19 protein-coding genes are annotated in these 14941 nt (G+C 52.8%); 9 read left to right on the top strand and 10 right to left on the bottom strand.

Annotation, left to right across the window (positions count from 1 at the left end; all coding sequences use genetic code 11):
• Window positions 1–7: 7 nt before the first annotated feature.
• Together EVJ29_RS11370 and nagE are read left to right on the top strand one after the other, a co-directional pair.
• Window positions 8–856 carry a PRD domain-containing protein gene (locus EVJ29_RS11370; RefSeq protein ID WP_131441252.1) on the top strand — a complete coding sequence of 283 codons (849 nt, stop codon included), beginning with the start codon at window positions 8–10 and terminating at the stop codon, window positions 854–856.
• On the top strand, window positions 853–2340 hold the full coding sequence (gene nagE / locus EVJ29_RS11365) for an N-acetylglucosamine-specific PTS transporter subunit IIBC (protein WP_071398775.1): 1488 nt from the start codon (window positions 853–855) through the stop codon (window positions 2338–2340). The genes EVJ29_RS11370 and nagE overlap by 4 nt, the downstream gene beginning before the upstream one ends.
• 36 nt (window positions 2341–2376) lie before the next feature.
• On the opposite strand, the gene htpX is transcribed toward nagE, so the two are convergent.
• Together htpX and EVJ29_RS11355 are read right to left on the bottom strand one after the other, a co-directional pair.
• Entirely contained in the window at window positions 2377–3258 is an 882-nt protein-coding gene (htpX, locus tag EVJ29_RS11360; protein WP_070328297.1) for a zinc metalloprotease HtpX, read from the bottom strand.
• A gap of 21 nt (window positions 3259–3279) precedes the next feature.
• Complete coding sequence (locus EVJ29_RS11355; RefSeq protein ID WP_131505124.1) at window positions 3280–3828, bottom strand: LemA family protein; 549 nt, start codon at window positions 3826–3828, stop codon at window positions 3280–3282.
• Between the two features lie 138 nt (window positions 3829–3966).
• Here EVJ29_RS11355 and EVJ29_RS11350 point away from each other — a divergent pair, with 138 nt between their 5' ends.
• On the top strand, window positions 3967–4395 hold the full coding sequence (locus tag EVJ29_RS11350) for an NUDIX hydrolase (RefSeq protein ID WP_131505123.1): 429 nt from the start codon (window positions 3967–3969) through the stop codon (window positions 4393–4395).
• Window positions 4396–4409: 14 nt separating this feature from the next.
• Window positions 4410–5594 carry an amidohydrolase gene (locus EVJ29_RS11345; protein ID WP_131505122.1) on the top strand — a complete coding sequence of 395 codons (1185 nt, stop codon included), beginning with the start codon at window positions 4410–4412 and terminating at the stop codon, window positions 5592–5594.
• A gap of 12 nt (window positions 5595–5606) precedes the next feature.
• Here EVJ29_RS11345 and EVJ29_RS11340 read toward each other — a convergent pair whose 3' ends face one another.
• The 5 genes from EVJ29_RS11340 to EVJ29_RS11320 form a co-directional block, all read right to left on the bottom strand.
• A complete protein-coding gene (locus EVJ29_RS11340) occupies window positions 5607–6896 on the bottom strand; it encodes a hemolysin family protein (RefSeq protein ID WP_236633525.1) in 1290 nt (429 codons plus the stop codon).
• A 126-nt stretch (window positions 6897–7022) separates the two neighbouring features.
• On the bottom strand, window positions 7023–7499 hold the full coding sequence (locus EVJ29_RS11335) for a DMT family transporter (RefSeq protein WP_131465832.1): 477 nt from the start codon (window positions 7497–7499) through the stop codon (window positions 7023–7025).
• A gap of 11 nt (window positions 7500–7510) precedes the next feature.
• The gene (locus tag EVJ29_RS11330; RefSeq protein ID WP_083274036.1) at window positions 7511–8182 is read right to left on the bottom strand and encodes a Crp/Fnr family transcriptional regulator; all 672 of its coding nucleotides are present in this window, start codon (window positions 8180–8182) and stop codon (window positions 7511–7513) included.
• An 11-nt stretch (window positions 8183–8193) separates the two neighbouring features.
• Window positions 8194–8619 (bottom strand): DMT family transporter, encoded by a 426-nt coding sequence (locus EVJ29_RS11325; protein WP_070328066.1) that lies wholly within the window; start codon window positions 8617–8619, stop codon window positions 8194–8196.
• A 110-nt stretch (window positions 8620–8729) separates the two neighbouring features.
• Window positions 8730–9389, bottom strand: a complete 660-nt coding sequence (locus tag EVJ29_RS11320) for a type 1 glutamine amidotransferase domain-containing protein (RefSeq protein ID WP_071398770.1) — start codon at window positions 9387–9389, stop codon at window positions 8730–8732.
• 382 nt (window positions 9390–9771) lie between these two features.
• On the opposite strand from EVJ29_RS11320, the gene EVJ29_RS11315 reads away from it, so the two are divergent.
• Window positions 9772–10878: a glycerol dehydrogenase gene (locus EVJ29_RS11315; RefSeq protein ID WP_070328064.1), complete on the top strand. Its 1107-nt coding sequence runs from the start codon at window positions 9772–9774 to the stop codon at window positions 10876–10878.
• 15 nt (window positions 10879–10893) lie between these two features.
• Here EVJ29_RS11315 and EVJ29_RS11310 read toward each other — a convergent pair whose 3' ends face one another.
• Both EVJ29_RS11310 and EVJ29_RS11305 read right to left on the bottom strand, forming a co-directional pair.
• Complete coding sequence (locus tag EVJ29_RS11310; protein WP_131465830.1) at window positions 10894–11361, bottom strand: hypothetical protein; 468 nt, start codon at window positions 11359–11361, stop codon at window positions 10894–10896.
• A 59-nt stretch (window positions 11362–11420) separates the two neighbouring features.
• Entirely contained in the window at window positions 11421–11639 is a 219-nt protein-coding gene (locus EVJ29_RS11305; protein WP_016507949.1) for a hypothetical protein, read from the bottom strand.
• A 207-nt stretch (window positions 11640–11846) separates the two neighbouring features.
• On the opposite strand from EVJ29_RS11305, the gene EVJ29_RS11300 reads away from it, so the two are divergent.
• Complete coding sequence (locus EVJ29_RS11300; protein WP_131465828.1) at window positions 11847–12686, top strand: M15 family metallopeptidase; 840 nt, start codon at window positions 11847–11849, stop codon at window positions 12684–12686.
• A gap of 79 nt (window positions 12687–12765) precedes the next feature.
• Window positions 12766–13101, top strand: a complete 336-nt coding sequence (locus EVJ29_RS11295; protein WP_070328061.1) for an antibiotic biosynthesis monooxygenase — start codon at window positions 12766–12768, stop codon at window positions 13099–13101.
• On the opposite strand, the gene EVJ29_RS11290 is transcribed toward EVJ29_RS11295, so the two are convergent.
• On the bottom strand, window positions 13084–13785 hold the full coding sequence (locus EVJ29_RS11290; protein ID WP_131457851.1) for a CBS domain-containing protein: 702 nt from the start codon (window positions 13783–13785) through the stop codon (window positions 13084–13086). The genes EVJ29_RS11295 and EVJ29_RS11290 overlap by 18 nt on opposite strands.
• 113 nt (window positions 13786–13898) lie before the next feature.
• Here EVJ29_RS11290 and EVJ29_RS11285 point away from each other — a divergent pair, with 113 nt between their 5' ends.
• Window positions 13899–14630 carry an AzlC family ABC transporter permease gene (locus tag EVJ29_RS11285; protein ID WP_131457852.1) on the top strand — a complete coding sequence of 244 codons (732 nt, stop codon included), beginning with the start codon at window positions 13899–13901 and terminating at the stop codon, window positions 14628–14630.
• Window positions 14627–14929, top strand: a complete 303-nt coding sequence (locus EVJ29_RS11280; protein WP_070328058.1) for an AzlD domain-containing protein — start codon at window positions 14627–14629, stop codon at window positions 14927–14929. The genes EVJ29_RS11285 and EVJ29_RS11280 overlap by 4 nt, the downstream gene beginning before the upstream one ends.
• Window positions 14930–14941 lie beyond the last annotated feature (12 nt).

Below are 14941 nucleotides of genomic sequence, written 5' to 3'. Positions count from 1 at the left end.
AGGACACATGTTAAAAATCAAAAAAATCTTAAACAACAACGCGGTCATCGTCTCAGACGAAGGTGAAGAAAAGATTGCCATCGGACCAGGCGTCGCCTTTAAAAAAGGGCGCAACGACATCGTCAATCCGCATAAAATCGAAAAACTATTCGTCATGTCGGAAAACGATAAGTTTCAACAGCTCTTAAGCCGCATCCCGGTCGACCACTTCACCATTTCCGAAGAAATTATCACGCATGCGGAGAAGCGGCTCGAGACGACGTTCAATGAGCACATCCACGTCGTCCTGACCGATCATATCTCGTTTGCCATCGAGCGTGAAGAAGAAGGGATCTCGCTTCGGAACAAGCTGTTGAACGAGATCAAAATCTTGTATCGCAACGAATATGAGATCGGGCTCTGGGCGCTGCAACTGATCGAGGACAAAATCGGGTTGAAGATGCCGAAAGACGAAGCGGCCTTCATCGCGCTCCATATCCATACACTCAAAGTGAAAGGAGGTGATTTGCGCAAGACGGTCAAACAGACGACGATCGTAAGAGACATGATTCAATCGATTTCACGACGACTCGACCTATCTATCGAAGAAGATGACTTATCCTATCAACGCTTATTAACCCATTTACGATTTGTCATGGATCGGGTCAACCATTACGATCATCACACGATCGACGAGGACATGCTTCAGATGATTCAAACAAAATTCTCGTCCGCTTACGCGTGTGCGTCTGACGTCGCAACTGAAATGGAAAACTTATACGGCATCGTCTTGCCCGAGTCAGAGCTTGGTTACATCACGCTCCACATTCAACGCCTGCAAGATCAACACCATCAAAAAGGAGGACATTTACAATGATGAACTTTTTACAACGTCTCGGACGTTCGCTCATGTTGCCGGTTGCGGTACTTCCTGCAGCGGCCATCCTCATGGGCATCGGTTACTGGATCGACCCGGTAGGCTGGGGTTCTGAAAACATCGCCGCCGCCTTCCTCATCAAAGCCGGTGCAGCCATCATCGATAACATTCCAATTCTCTTCGCTGTCGGGGTCGCCCTCGGTATGGCGAAAAACCGTGACGGCTCAGCCGCTCTCAGTGGTCTCGTCGCTTTCCTCACGGTCACGACACTTTTATCAGCAGCAACAGTCGCATTATTCCAAGGTGTAGACGTCGAAGCCGTCAACCCGGCGTTCGGCAAAATCGCTAACGCGTTCGTTGGGATCTTGTCAGGTCTCGTCGCCGCGTCCATGTATAACCGCTTTAGTCACGTTCAGTTACCTGACGCCCTCGCCTTCTTTAGCGGCAAGCGTCTCGTCCCAATCATGACGGCGTTCTCGATGATTCTCGTCTCGGTCGCACTTTACTTCGTCTGGCCGGTCGTCTACACAGGACTCGTCGGATTCGGTGAAACAATCTCTAAAATGGGAGCAATCGGTGCTGGACTTTATGGATTCTTCAACCGTCTATTGATCCCGACAGGTCTTCACCACGCCCTCAACTCGGTATTTTGGTTTGACGTTGCCGGCATCAACGATATCGGTAACTTCTGGTCCGGTGAAGGTGAGAAAGGGATCACTGGACGCTATCAAGCTGGATTCTTCCCGATCATGATGTTCGGTCTCCCGGCAGCAGCCCTAGCGATGTATCACACTGCGAAAACGAAACGTAAAAAACAAGCGGCCTCGCTCCTTCTCGCCGCAGCGTTCGCTTCATTCTTCACAGGTGTCACGGAACCGCTCGAGTTCTCGTTCATGTTCCTCGCACCAGTTCTTTACCTTGTCCATGCTGTGTTGACAGGCGTGTCACTCTTTATCGCTGCCACATTCCAATGGACGGCCGGGTTCGGCTTCAGTGCCGGTCTCGTCGACTTCGTCCTCAGCTCACGGCTACCGCTTGCGAACCAGCCGTATATGTTGCTCGTCCAAGGCCTCGTCTTCGGTGCCATCTACTACACGATCTTCCGCTTCATGATTGTCAAACTTAACTTGGCAACGCCAGGTCGCGAGTCGGACGAAGAGGTTGATGCAGTCGCGACAGAAACAGCGCCTGAAGGTGAAACGAAAACGGCACCAGTTGCAGCAGGTGGTCAGTACTCTGCGATGGCAGCCATGATTTATGACGGTCTCGGTGGTGACCAAAACGTCACCGGTATCGAATCGTGTGTCACACGTCTCCGTGTCGACGTCAAAGACATGGACACGGTCGATCAAACGCAAATTAAGAAAGCGGGCATCCCAGGAATTAAAGTCGTCAGCCCGAACCATATTCAAGTCATCGTCGGGACGAACGTTCAATTCGTCCTCGAAGAGATTGAAAAACTCCGGAGCAACCGCGCCGGATGACGAACGAAAGCCACCCCGCTATGGAGGTGGCTTTTTTTACATGCCTCGTAGTCGTTTGATGCGTTCTTCCGGATTCGGGTGTGTCGAGAACAGCCCGCTCAGCTTTTTCTTCATAGGATCCGAAAAATAAAGTGATGCCGACGCCCGTGACGCCTCTTTCACTGGCGTTTTGACGTTAGCGATCTTCTCGAGCGCCGAAGCGAGTGCGTCCGGGTTCCGCGTCAGCTCGGCTCCGCTCGCATCAGCCAAAAACTCACGATTTCGCGAGATAGCCAGGTTGACGAGCGTTGCGATGATCGGGGCTAAAATCAACAGGACGAGCCCGACGATCATAAAGATCGGATTTTGGTTGTTGTCCCGCCGTCCACCGATACTTCGGAAAAACAGCATCCGCGAGCCGATGTCACTCATGATGGCGATGACGGAGACGAGGGCGAGCGTCACCGTCGCCAGGCGGACGTCATAGTTTTTAATATGCGCGACCTCGTGGGCGATGACACCTTCGAGTTCTTCGCGGGTCAACTGATCCATTAAACCAGTCGTCACGGCGACCGCCGCCTTCTCGGGTTTGAGCCCGGTCGCGAACGCGTTCGGTGACGGGTCATTGATGATGAAAATCCGTGGCATCGGGACACGGGCGACCATCGCCATGTTCTCGACCGTGTGCCATAAGAAACGATGTTGTTCGACCGATGTGATCTCTTGGGCGTGATTCATCTTCATGACGATATTCGTGCTCGACATGATGACGATCCCGATGTAAAACAACGAGAACACAGGAGTGAAGATGAGCCCCGGGAGTGGATCGCCATAGTTCAAATACGAGATGACGACCCCGACGGCTAAGACGAGGAGGACGAATCCAGCCACGATGAACACGGTTTTAATCTTATTCTTGCGGATTTGTTCATACAGAATCATCGTCGCCACTCCAATCCATTAGAATGAGACGCGAACGTTCTCGCGTTCTTCTTCGCGCGCCTCGAGCATGTCGCGTTTTTCGAACTTATGGACAGAAGCGATGATGTTCGTCGGGACCGATTCGATTTTCGTATTATATTTCATGACCGTATTGTTATACAGCTGTCGCGAGTAAGCGACTTTATTCTCTGTCTGGGTCAACTCTTCTTGTAGCATCAAAAAGTTCTCGTTCGCTTTCAAGTCCGGATACGCCTCGCGCAGCGCAAACAAGTTTTTGAGCGCACCGCTCAGTTGATCGTTCACTTCCATCTGTTCCTGACGGCTCGTCTTCGAGCCAAGCTGGTTCCGTAGCTCGACGACTTTCGCAAGCGTCTCTTGTTCATGCTTCGCATACCCTTTCACCGTCTCGACCAAGTTCGGGATCAAGTCGTAGCGGCGTTTCAGCTGAACGTCGATCTGCGCCCACGACTCGTCGACCCAGTTTCGATATTTGACAAGTCCGTTGTACATCGAAAAATAGATGACCGCCAAGACGGCGATGATACCAATTGCGATAATCCAACCCATTTCAACACCTCATTTCATGATTTACTTCTGTATTAATTCCCTTTTGTCGTATACCATAAGCATAACTTAGAGAATATGTAGAAAATGGTTCATATCTACTGTGGGTTCCCTCACGAATTCATGCAAAGGAGTGTCACAATGTCCGTTCCTACCATCGTTGTTGCCGTGAAAGCGGTAATTGTGCAAGACGACCACCTCCTCATCATCAAACGGGCAGCCGATGACGAGGTCAATCCCGGCACATGGGAGCTCGTCGGCGGTAAACTTGACTTTGGCGAGACGCTCGAACATGCCCTTGAACGGGAAGTATTCGAAGAGTCCGGTTTGCGTGTCGCGGTCCAACAATTGTTGTACGCTACGACGTTTTTGACCGACCCGAATCGCCAAGTCGTCATCATGACGTACTTGGCTCACCCGATCGTGACAACCGTCACCCTCTCCGAGGAACATAGTGACGCCAGATGGGTAACGGCTGACGAAGCACAAAAGTTATTACATCGTCCAATTCTTGAGGATCTGGATTCACATGACGTATGGGCCTTGCTTCAACCAAAAATGATCAACTGACAGGAGTGCAAATCATGCTTGTGACTGACCTCGATTCAAGATTGACGGATCTGTACGACGAAATGGTGACGCTTCGACGTCATTTTCACCAATATCCCGAACTGTCGTTTGAAGAACAGGAGACACCAAAAACGATTGCCGCTTATTTGCGCAAGCTCGGCCTCGAAGTCCGCGAAGGCGTCGGCGGCAACGGTGTCGTTGGACGCATTCGAGGCGGTAACGGACCAACCATCGCCTTCCGGGCCGACTTTGACGCTTTGCCGATCCAAGACTTGAAAGACGTGCCGTACCGCTCCAAAGTGAACGGTTCGATGCATGCGTGCGGCCATGACGCCCATACGGCGACACTGCTCGTGCTGGCCAAAGCCTTGAGTGAGACCGACCTGCCGGGAGACGTCGTTCTCATCCATCAGTTTGCGGAAGAACTCGCGCCCGGAGGAGCCGAACCGATGATCGAAGACGGCTGCTTGGACGGTGTCGACTACATCTTCGGCGCTCACATCTGGACGCCGCTCCCGTATGGCACGATCGGGGTAAAAGCAGGTCCGATCATGGCCGCAGCCGACCGCTTCGAGCTGACGATCAAAGGGAAAGGCGGCCACGGCGCGATTCCGCAACATACGGTCGATGCCGTCATGGTCGGGGCGAACGTCGTCGGTCAGCTGCAACAAGTCATCAGCCGTCGCATCGACCCGCTCGAGCCGGCCGTCTTAAGCGTCGGTACGTTCATCGCGGGGCAGGCGTTTAACGTGATCGCTGACGAAGCGAAGTTATCGGGGACAGTCCGAACGTTCACGCTAGAAACACAAGAACGGATCATCACAGAGATGGAGCGCACCATTTCCCACGTCTGCGCGGCGAGCGAGGCGACGTATGAGCTCGAATATATCCGCGGCTATCCTCCCGTCATCAATCATTACGCCGAGACGGAGCATGTTCGCCAAAGTGCAGCTCGCGTCGTCGGTGAAGCCGGCGTCATCGAGATGTCTCCGCTCATGGTCGGAGAAGATTTCGCCTACTACATGCAACATGTTCCCGGCAGCTTCTTTTTCGCCGGGGCCGGCAATCCTGAAGTCGGCGCCGTCTTCCCTCACCACCATCCTCGCTTTGATGTGGACGAACGGGCCATGCTAAACACCGCCCGCGTCCTCATGCGCGCAGCGTTCGAAACATGGAACACACAAAAAAACGAAGACTGACGCCCTAAGGCATCAGTCTTCGTTTGGCGTTTCTGACAACATCGACACGAGAACTTGGTCGACACGTTTCCCGTCCATATCGACGACTTCGAAACGTAACCCGTACGCCTCGACGATGTCTCCGCGTTTCGGGAAGTCACCGAGCGAGTAAATGACGAGCCCTGCTAGCGTGTGGTACAAATTACGGCCCTCATCGAAACGGTTATCTCGAATCCCGAACGTTCGTTTCAAATCTTCAATCCCGAGCAAGCCATCCGCCAAGTACGTCCCGTCCGCGCGGCGGACCACTTCCGGCGTCTCTTCTTCAATCATCACTTCCCCGACAATCTCTTCTAGTATGTCGAACAACGTGACCATACCGAGGAAGCCACCGTATTCATCGAGCACGAACGCAATCTCGACGCCGTTCTTTTGCATCATCTGCAGCACTTGGCTGGCCTCACGTTGCTTCGGCACGATGAGCGGCTGCTTGATGCGTTTTAAAATCTGTGACGGCTCACGCAACGTCGCGAGCGTTAAAATATCACGGACATCGATGTAGCCGACGAAGTCGTCGAGCGAATCGCGTCCGACTGGAAGCTTGTTGTGTTTACTCTCATAAATCGATTTTTTAATATCGTCCATGTCATCCTCGAGGTCGACCCATTCGAGCGTCGTTCGCGGCTGCATCAGTTCATAGATCAACTGGTCATGGAAAGCGAAGACGCGCTCGACTTGTTGCACTTCTTCATGGGCGAACGCCCCTTGCTGCGCCCCTTCGAACAACAGCTGTTTAATTTCGAGCTCGGTCTCCCCACTCGACTGCTCTGCTTTCAAGCCGAGCAATTTGAACAAGAACAGTGTCGATTTCGATAAGATCCAAATGAACGGTCGCATGACTTTGCTGAACAAATCAAGCGCCGGAATGATCGACATCGTCACCTGTTCAGGTGACACGAGCGCAATCCGTTTCGGGACAAGTTCTCCGATGATGAGCGACAAATACGTGATGATCGTGACGACGACGACATAACCGACCGTCGGCGCGTACTGCGCGCTCATTCCGAGCTGTGCAAATAGTTCAGCGAGCGGTGTTGAAAAACGCGCGCCCCCGTAAGCCCCGTTGATGATCCCGATCAATGTGATCCCGACTTGGACGGTCGACAACAGGTCTGTCGGGTCTTTTGAATGTTTGAGCGCGATCTTGGCGCTGCGTTTACCTCGATTCGCCTCAACTTCAAGTTTTGCCGGTTTCGACGAGATGAGCGCGATCTCAGTCATCGCGAACACCCCGTTCAACACGATTAAAAATATGACGATCATTAAATCAATTACTATGGAAGAATCCACTTTTTTCATCACCTCTACGTATATTTCGTACTACTCCATCTCATCATATCAGACATTCATTATCCACCTGTACCCGTTTTGCTCACAAAAAAAGCCACTTCATTGTGAAGTAGCCTGTTCCGTCGCTTGATGTTCGATTGCTGCCGCCTGAGCTTGTTTGAATACAATCACGCCTAGTAGCAAGATCATCAACCCGATGATTTGGCCTGGTGACAGTGATAACCGCGGCATACCGAACGCCCCGAAGAAATCGACGCCGAGTGCCCAAATCAACTGGGACACGAGAATGATCGAGACGGATAATGTCGGGCCGAGCAGTTGGATGCTGCGCATCACACAAAATACGACACCGACACCGAGCAAACCACCGAGCGCATAAATCGGTGAAATGTCGAACACGCCGCGGATGTTTCCGCCGAAAAGTGCGAGCGGGACGAGCGAGCCGATGAATCCGACGATAAAGACGAGCACGGTCGTCGCCCAAGCTCCTAAATACACGTTCATTTTGGCATTGACCGCCGCTTGTACACTGATGAACGCGCCAGCCACCGCTGAACAAATGATTCCTACTAACATGAACTGCCTCCTTATTCATACACCATGCCATTGGCACGTTCGTTTAATCGTTTCGCATCGAGAATTGTCACTTTCGTCCGACTCCGTTCGACGAGTCCCTCGTCCGCGAACGCCTGCAGCGTCCGATTCAAGTGGCGATAGCTCGTCCCGAGCCATTCGGCGACTTCTTTCCGTTTCAACTGACTCATCTCTTGTTGGAACAACTCATTTCCTGACGCACTGAGTGAGACGAGATAGCCTGCTAACCGCTCTTCAAGCGTTGACATCAGATGATTCGAGGAGGCGTTCGCCTCAATAAATAACTTTTCCGACACCCCGCGGAGCAGATGTTCCGTGAACTCGATCGTCCGGTTATGCGTCCGCAGCGCTTCAAACGGGATGCGCAGACACGTGACCGCCCCGACCGCTTCGACCGTATGCAGGACGTCCCGGCCGCTGGCGTACTCAATATCGCCAATCAAAGACGGCGCCGTCTTCAACCGCAAGAGTCTCAGTTTCCCTTCCTCGCTCAACGTATAAATTTTGACGCGTCCCTCTAAAACGACGAACAACGACTCAATCGTTTGATCGTTCGCACACAACATCGCACCGGTTGGAAATGTCACGATCGACGACGCCGCGAGTGTCTCCGTCGAAAAAAGATGGTGCCAGTTAAGGCGTGTTAACGCAGCTTCAACCCCCATGTCACCCCTCCTCACGTGAATGTGTAAATCCCGATACCGACAACCATCAAGGCGAGTCCCATGATCTGACCTTGATTGACAGGCTTCTTCTTCACCCCGAACCAACCGTTCAAATCGATAAGGAACGCCCCGATCAATTGGGCGACGAGCAACACGCAGATTGCCCACGTCACACCGAGTCGCTGGATGGCCGTCAGCTCTCCAAAGACGACGAAGACGCCAAACAACCCACCTAAACTGTAATACCATGGCACACGCCGGAACGCCGTCATGTCTGCATCACGTTTGAACGCATAAATGCCCAAAGCGAGGATGAGTCCGACAAAGTGGACGATCGTGACGGACAACCAGGCCCCGACTGCGTAACCAAGCTTTGCGTTAAAGATGCCTTGTAACGCGATGAACGTGCCTGAGAGTACTGCAAAAATGATTCCCATACTTACCTCCTATTCTCCTCGTCTGACTGTACGCGAGAATAAAATGCTTGAAAAGGACATATGTCCAAAAAAAAGAACAACCTAGGTCAAGACCTAGGTCGTTCGCATCATTATCCTAGAATTTTTACGATTTCTTCCGCGACTTGCTCAGAAGACTGCGGGTTTTGTCCCGTGACAAGGCGATCATCGACGGCGACGTTGACAGCCCAATTGTCAGCTTTGTCAAAATCTCCGCCCTTCTCACGAAGTGCCGTCTCTAACAAGAACGGTACAGCTGAATCGAGTTGCATCTCGACTTCTTCAGCATCCGTGAATCCAGTCACGCGCTTACCTTTCACGAGTGGTTCGCCGTTGCTCAACTTGACGTTGACGAGGCCGATCGGGCCGTGACAGACAGCTGCAACGATATTGCCGCTCTCGTATACGTCTCGAACGACACGCTGTAACGTCTCGCTTCCTGGGAAGTCGACGACTGTCCCGTGTCCGCCTGGAAGGAAGACAGCATCATATGTCTCATCCGCTACTTGATCAAGACGGACCGTATCTTTCAACAAGGTTTTCGTATTTAAGATTTCTTCCGGTAATCCGTCTTCTAGACTGTTCGCATCGATTGGCACGTCTCCACCTTCGATACTAGCAATCGTTACTTTGTAGCCTTGTTTCTCGAACAAAAGGTACGGTTCAGCGAACTCCCCGAGCCATAACCCTGTTTCGTGGCCGTTCTCTAATTTATTGGCAGATGTCGTGACGATCAGTACGTGTTTAGACATGTGATTTCCTCCTTCTGAAATAAGCATACGAATTAAATGTTCCCGTTGTGGTTCGATTCAAACCATCGAACGCTCGACACGACGAGACGTCACTCTTTTTTTGACCTGGTCATTTTTTTGAAACAGGAACGGCGTCTGAACTCGTTATACTCGGATTATCAGTCATCAGGAGGGAACCATCGTGACCAAATCGATACTTGAATGGGGATTTCTCGCTGTCGCCGCTTTGATTGTCGTCCTCGTAGTACTCGGTGGAATGTGGACGAACATGTGACCTCGCTTCGCTGAGATGTCACATGATTGTTCGTTTGAAACACGCCTTAAATCGGGAACAGACACATGTTGTCCTATCGCCACATTCATTTGAGAAAGGATGTTGAATATGTCAGAACGCGTTTTCATCAGTCCCGCAAAGTATGTGCAAGGCAAGAATACGATTGACCGGATCGGAGAGTATGTCGGGCATTTCGGTTCACAGGCACTTCTCATCGCTGACGATATCGTCTGGAGCTTGATCGGGGAACGGGTGACCGCCTCGTTGACGTCGAGCGGTGTGAACGCCGAGAAAGCCGACTTTGTCGGGGAGGCGTCACGTCACGAGATCGAACGGATCGCCAAGGCGGCAGAAGCGAACGAGACGGCGTTCGTCATCGGCATGGGCGGCGGGAAAACGCTCGACACGGCCAAAGCCGTCGCCGATGCGCTTAATGCCCGCATCGTCATCGTGCCGACCATCGCCTCGACTGACGCCCCGACGAGTGCCCTCTCGGTCATCTATACGGATGAAGGTAATTTTGAGAGTTACCGGTTTTATAAGAAGAATCCCGATTTGGTCCTCGTTGACACGAAACTGATCGCCGAGGCCCCGGCCCGCTTCCTCGCCTCAGGGATCGCCGACGCGCTCGCGACGTGGGTCGAGGTCCGGAGTGTCCTCGCGTTCGGTGGCAAGACGATGGCAGGCGGCGTCCCGACGATCGCCGCCGAAGCGATCGCCAAGCGCTGTGAAGAAGTGTTGTTCGATTATGGGATTCCGGCCTATGAATCGGTAAAAGCAAAAGTCGTCACGCCGGCGCTTGAAGATGTCGTCGAAGCGAACACGCTATTGAGCGGTCTCGGTTTCGAGAGCGGTGGATTGGCGGCAGCCCATGCCATCCATAATGGCTTCACCGCCTTAGACGGGGAGATCCATCATTTGACGCACGGTGAGAAAGTCGCGTTCGGGACACTCGTCCAGCTCGCGCTTGAAGGACGGACGCAAGCCGAGTTCGAACGGTACGTCGCCCTTTACATGGCGCTCGATTTGCCGGTCACACTCGAAGACGTGAAACTAAAAGACGCGTCACGAGAAGATATCTTGAAAGTCGGTCAAGCAGCGACCGCTGAAGGGGAAACGATTCATAGCGGTTTCGACGTGTCGCCTGAAGATGTGGCCGACGCCATCATCGCCGCCGACCGTTACGCCCGCCTCTACCAAAGCAAACTGACCTAAAAAGACGAGGAACGGCTACTTGAGCTGTTCCTCGTCTTTAGTTGAAGTTACGAATGAGACGACGATGCCGAGCGCCATACAGCTGACTGTCAGCACGAAAAACGTCAGTTGATTCGCGTAAATAATGTTCGTGAACTGGTTCCAACCCGACGCGTACGCCGCATTTTCAGAAGCTCGTATCCCGTCCCGCAACGAACTTGCCTGCCCGAAGTTCACGTATAGACCGATCCCCGCCATCAATATGCTCCCGGCGAAGAGGCCGACCCGCGCGAGACCGTTCACCGACGCGACCGTTCTCCTGGCGAGCCGGACGGTGATCCAAATGAACAACAAGACGAACGGCCAGCCAACCAACAAGACGAGCAGGTACGGGTTTCCTTCGCCCGCTGGCTCCGTATAGGCGGCCGTCATCGTTTCACCGAGCTTGAATAACATAAATGTGATGAGCGTGATGATGAACCACGCCTTGATCAACTTCTCCATGACAACACCTCGTCCCCAGTATACCAAAAACACCATGCGCTTTCGCACACGGTGTCAAGTCACTCTTTCGGACGAACGGCGTAGTAGATCAAAATGACGAGCCACGTCCAAACCCCGGTAAAGATTCCGAGGATCGCGATGATGAAAAAACCGAGCGGGATCATCGATTTCGTCCGGTTGTAGTCTTTCCACATATTCGATAACCCTTTGATATTGAAATACAAAAAGGCAAAGAATAGGACGAGCAATAACAACGGTAAGCCAAAAATAAGTTCCATATGCGTCCACTCCTCTCTTCTGTTGCACAGTTCTTGTCTATACAATCAGTTTACTTCGTTTAAGCCCCCCGGCACATCGGGCTGGGGCAGTACATCTATCGGGTCACGAGACGGAGACTGTCGTTTGAGTATTCCCTAATCACTCGTCTTTTCATCATTTCAAAAAAAGGGAAAGGGAAACTATCCATGCATAAGGGGGTCGTCCTAATGAAACTCATCCGCCTGCTGCTCATCCTCGTACTCGTCTTCACCGCCTCGTCTACTTATGCCGCCACCCCGTCACCTCAGCCCGGCTACACGATCAAGACGACGAAACTATACTGGCGGGCCATGCAATCGTCACCGGTCGCCAAGACACTCCTCACAAACACACCCGTCCGTTACACAACGTACAATCGAAGCTGGTCGAACGTCTACATCGGGAGCACCCGCTACTTCACACCATCGAGCAATCTAAAGGCCGGTATCCCGAAACTCACGTCAACGGAGCGGTTGCGGCTCGTCAACAAGCAACATGGCCTGTCCGCGTCCTATCGGTCCAGTCAACTCGTCACGCTCACCATCCCGACCGTCTATGCGAAAGGAAGCGAACGGACGCTCATGGCTGCCGAGGCGGCGCACGCGCTCGCTCGTCTCTACTATGACGGCCGAAAACAAGGACACACGCTTTACGCATTGAGCGCGTACCGGTCCTACGCCACGCAAAAATCACTCTACAATTATTGGGTCAACGCTCGCGGCACGGCCTATGCCTCGATGTATGTCGCTCGTCCCGGCCACAGTGAGCACCAAACCGGGCTTGCCGTCGATATGACGAGTCAACAGATGCGGATGGGACTATACGCCTCGTTCGATCAGACACCTGAAGGCAAATGGATGATCCAGAACGCGCACCGCTATGGTTACATCGTTCGCTATCCAAAAGGGAAAGAAAAGATCACCGGCTACAACTATGAGCCGTGGCATCTCCGCTACGTCGGTGTGAAGGAAGCGACGACGATGAAGCAAAACAACTGGACGTTCGAAGACTGGTGGGCCAAACACTAAGTCCGAGCATCTAGTCGCTAGGAAGCGAGGTGCCCCATGTATACTAGACGTGTACGAATTTGCAGAGGAGGACATCTCGATGTGGATTGTGATGAACAAACTAGATGTTGAAAAAGGGAAAGTCGATGCGGTCAAAGCCCGGTTCCAAACGACAAAAGGAATCGAGACGATGGACGGATTTATCCGCATGCAAGTGTTGACCGATACGTCTGACGAAACGAAAGATCAAGTCGTGATCATGACGACGTGGCGCGACGCTGCGAGCTTTGAAAACTGGCGCGACAGCGGTGCCTATAAACACGCCCATAAAAAACGGGACGACGGCACGTCTGAAGTGAAGCCCGTCGTCCTCGGAAATACCGTCACCCAATACGAGGTCGCGATCGAGCACATGGCCTCAACCGATCACGTATAAAATATCTTGCGGTCGGATGATACCGAGAAGCGGTTCACTCTCTTCCCCGGTCTCGGTGATCAAGAGCGCGTCGAGGCGCACACCGTCTTTCATGTTGATGAAATGTTGATGCGCCTCGATGACAGACGTCTCCTTCGCAACGAAACGGTAACGACGAAGGTGCGGATCGTGATGAAGTACGTCTTTAACTTGAACGCCCTCGAGTGACACGTGCGGGCCGTCGATTGTCTCGGCGAGCCAGCTGGTCACTCCTTTTTTTGTCAATAAACCACGCCACGAGCCGTCAGTGTTATAGACCGGGAACTGGGAATAGTTTTTATCCCGAATCTCACCGAGCACCTCGACTAACGCGTCATCGGCATTAAACGTCGTCACGAGTTTACGAAACAGCGGGATGACTTGACGCGGGTGCAACAGCTCCCGCTCCACTTCGAGCATCAACTCGACGATCGAGTCGTGCGGTTCGGCGATAATGAAATCAGGCTCTCGTCGTTCGTGGACAATCGCATTGCGTAGCTGACTCATTTGGTGCAAATCTTCTTTATACCGCTCGATGATCGGATTATGCTTGGCGAGACGGTTGACCATGTTGCTGAAGCTAAAATGTTGTCCGTCTCCCATCTCGCGGCTCAAATAATCTTCAATTCGGTGGTACGATGCGATAAATTCTTCGGCTCGACTCATATGTTCACTCTCCTTATCGCCTATCTATACCCTATTTTTTAATCGTTTGAGCAGGAAACCATTCCTTCGTCTCGAATGAATGGACATCACCTATTTTGAAAGGAGGAGAGCCGATGGCGACCCCGATCCAGCAAGCTACTCCCTTATCCAACCAAGACGCGTTCCGCTCCGGGATGCGCGCCGGTATCCCGGTCGCGGTCGGTTATATTCCGATCGCGATCGCGTTTGGTCTCCTCGCCAAATCGTTCGACATGCCAAACGTCATCACGTTGGCCATGTCGTTATTTATCTTTGCCGGTGCGAGCCAATTCATCGGTATTCAATTGATCATGGCCGGTTCGATGTATTGGGAGATCGTCTTGACGACGTTCATTTTGAACTTGCGCCATTTCCTCATGTCGGCCTCGCTGTCGCAACGGATCGAAACAACCTCGAACCGTTTCCTGGCTGCCATCGCGTTCGGGGTGACCGATGAGACGTTCAGTGTCGCCTCGACTCGGAACGAAGCGACACGTGGCCATTTTGTCCTCGGTTTGAACTTGATCGCCTTTTTCGCTTGGAACGTCGGGACATGGATCGGCGTATTTCTCGCTTTCGGTCTCCCCCAGTCAGTCCAGGCGAGCATGGGCATCGCCTTGTACGCCATGTTCATCGGATTGCTCGTCCCATCGCTTACGCGAAAACCGGTCATCGTCGTCGCGGCGCTTGCCGTCGTGACCCAAGTCGTGCTCTATTGGGGTGTCGCCCCGTTCATTCCGCTATCATCGGGTTTGAGTATCATCATCGCGACAATCGTCGCCGCCGGGGTCGGCGCCCTGCTTTATGAACAGGAGGGCGTAACATGATCAGTCTGTTCCTGCTCGTCCTCGCTATGGCGCTCGTCACGTACGTCCCGCGGCTCGTGCCGCTCCTTTGGCTGCGCGACTTGAAGTTACCGCCGCTCTTGAAGCGCTTCTTGTTGTTCACGCCGTATGCCGTGCTCGCGAGCTTGATTTTCCCGGGTATCCTCTATTCGACGAGCAGCCTGTCGTCAGCCTTGGCCGGAGGCGTCTTCGCCACGATGCTCGCCTTGCTGCGCGTCAACTTGATGCTCGTCGTGCTCGGCGGCATCCTCGGGGTGTACGTCGTCGAAACGTTCATCTGACAAACAGGTCTG

Source organism: Exiguobacterium sp. SH4S7 (genome assembly GCF_004336795.1).
GTDB lineage: Bacteria > Bacillota > Bacilli > Exiguobacteriales > Exiguobacteriaceae > Exiguobacterium > Exiguobacterium aurantiacum_A.
Note: the sequence above shows the minus strand (reverse complement) of the source record. Positions and strands in the feature narration are given on the sequence as shown.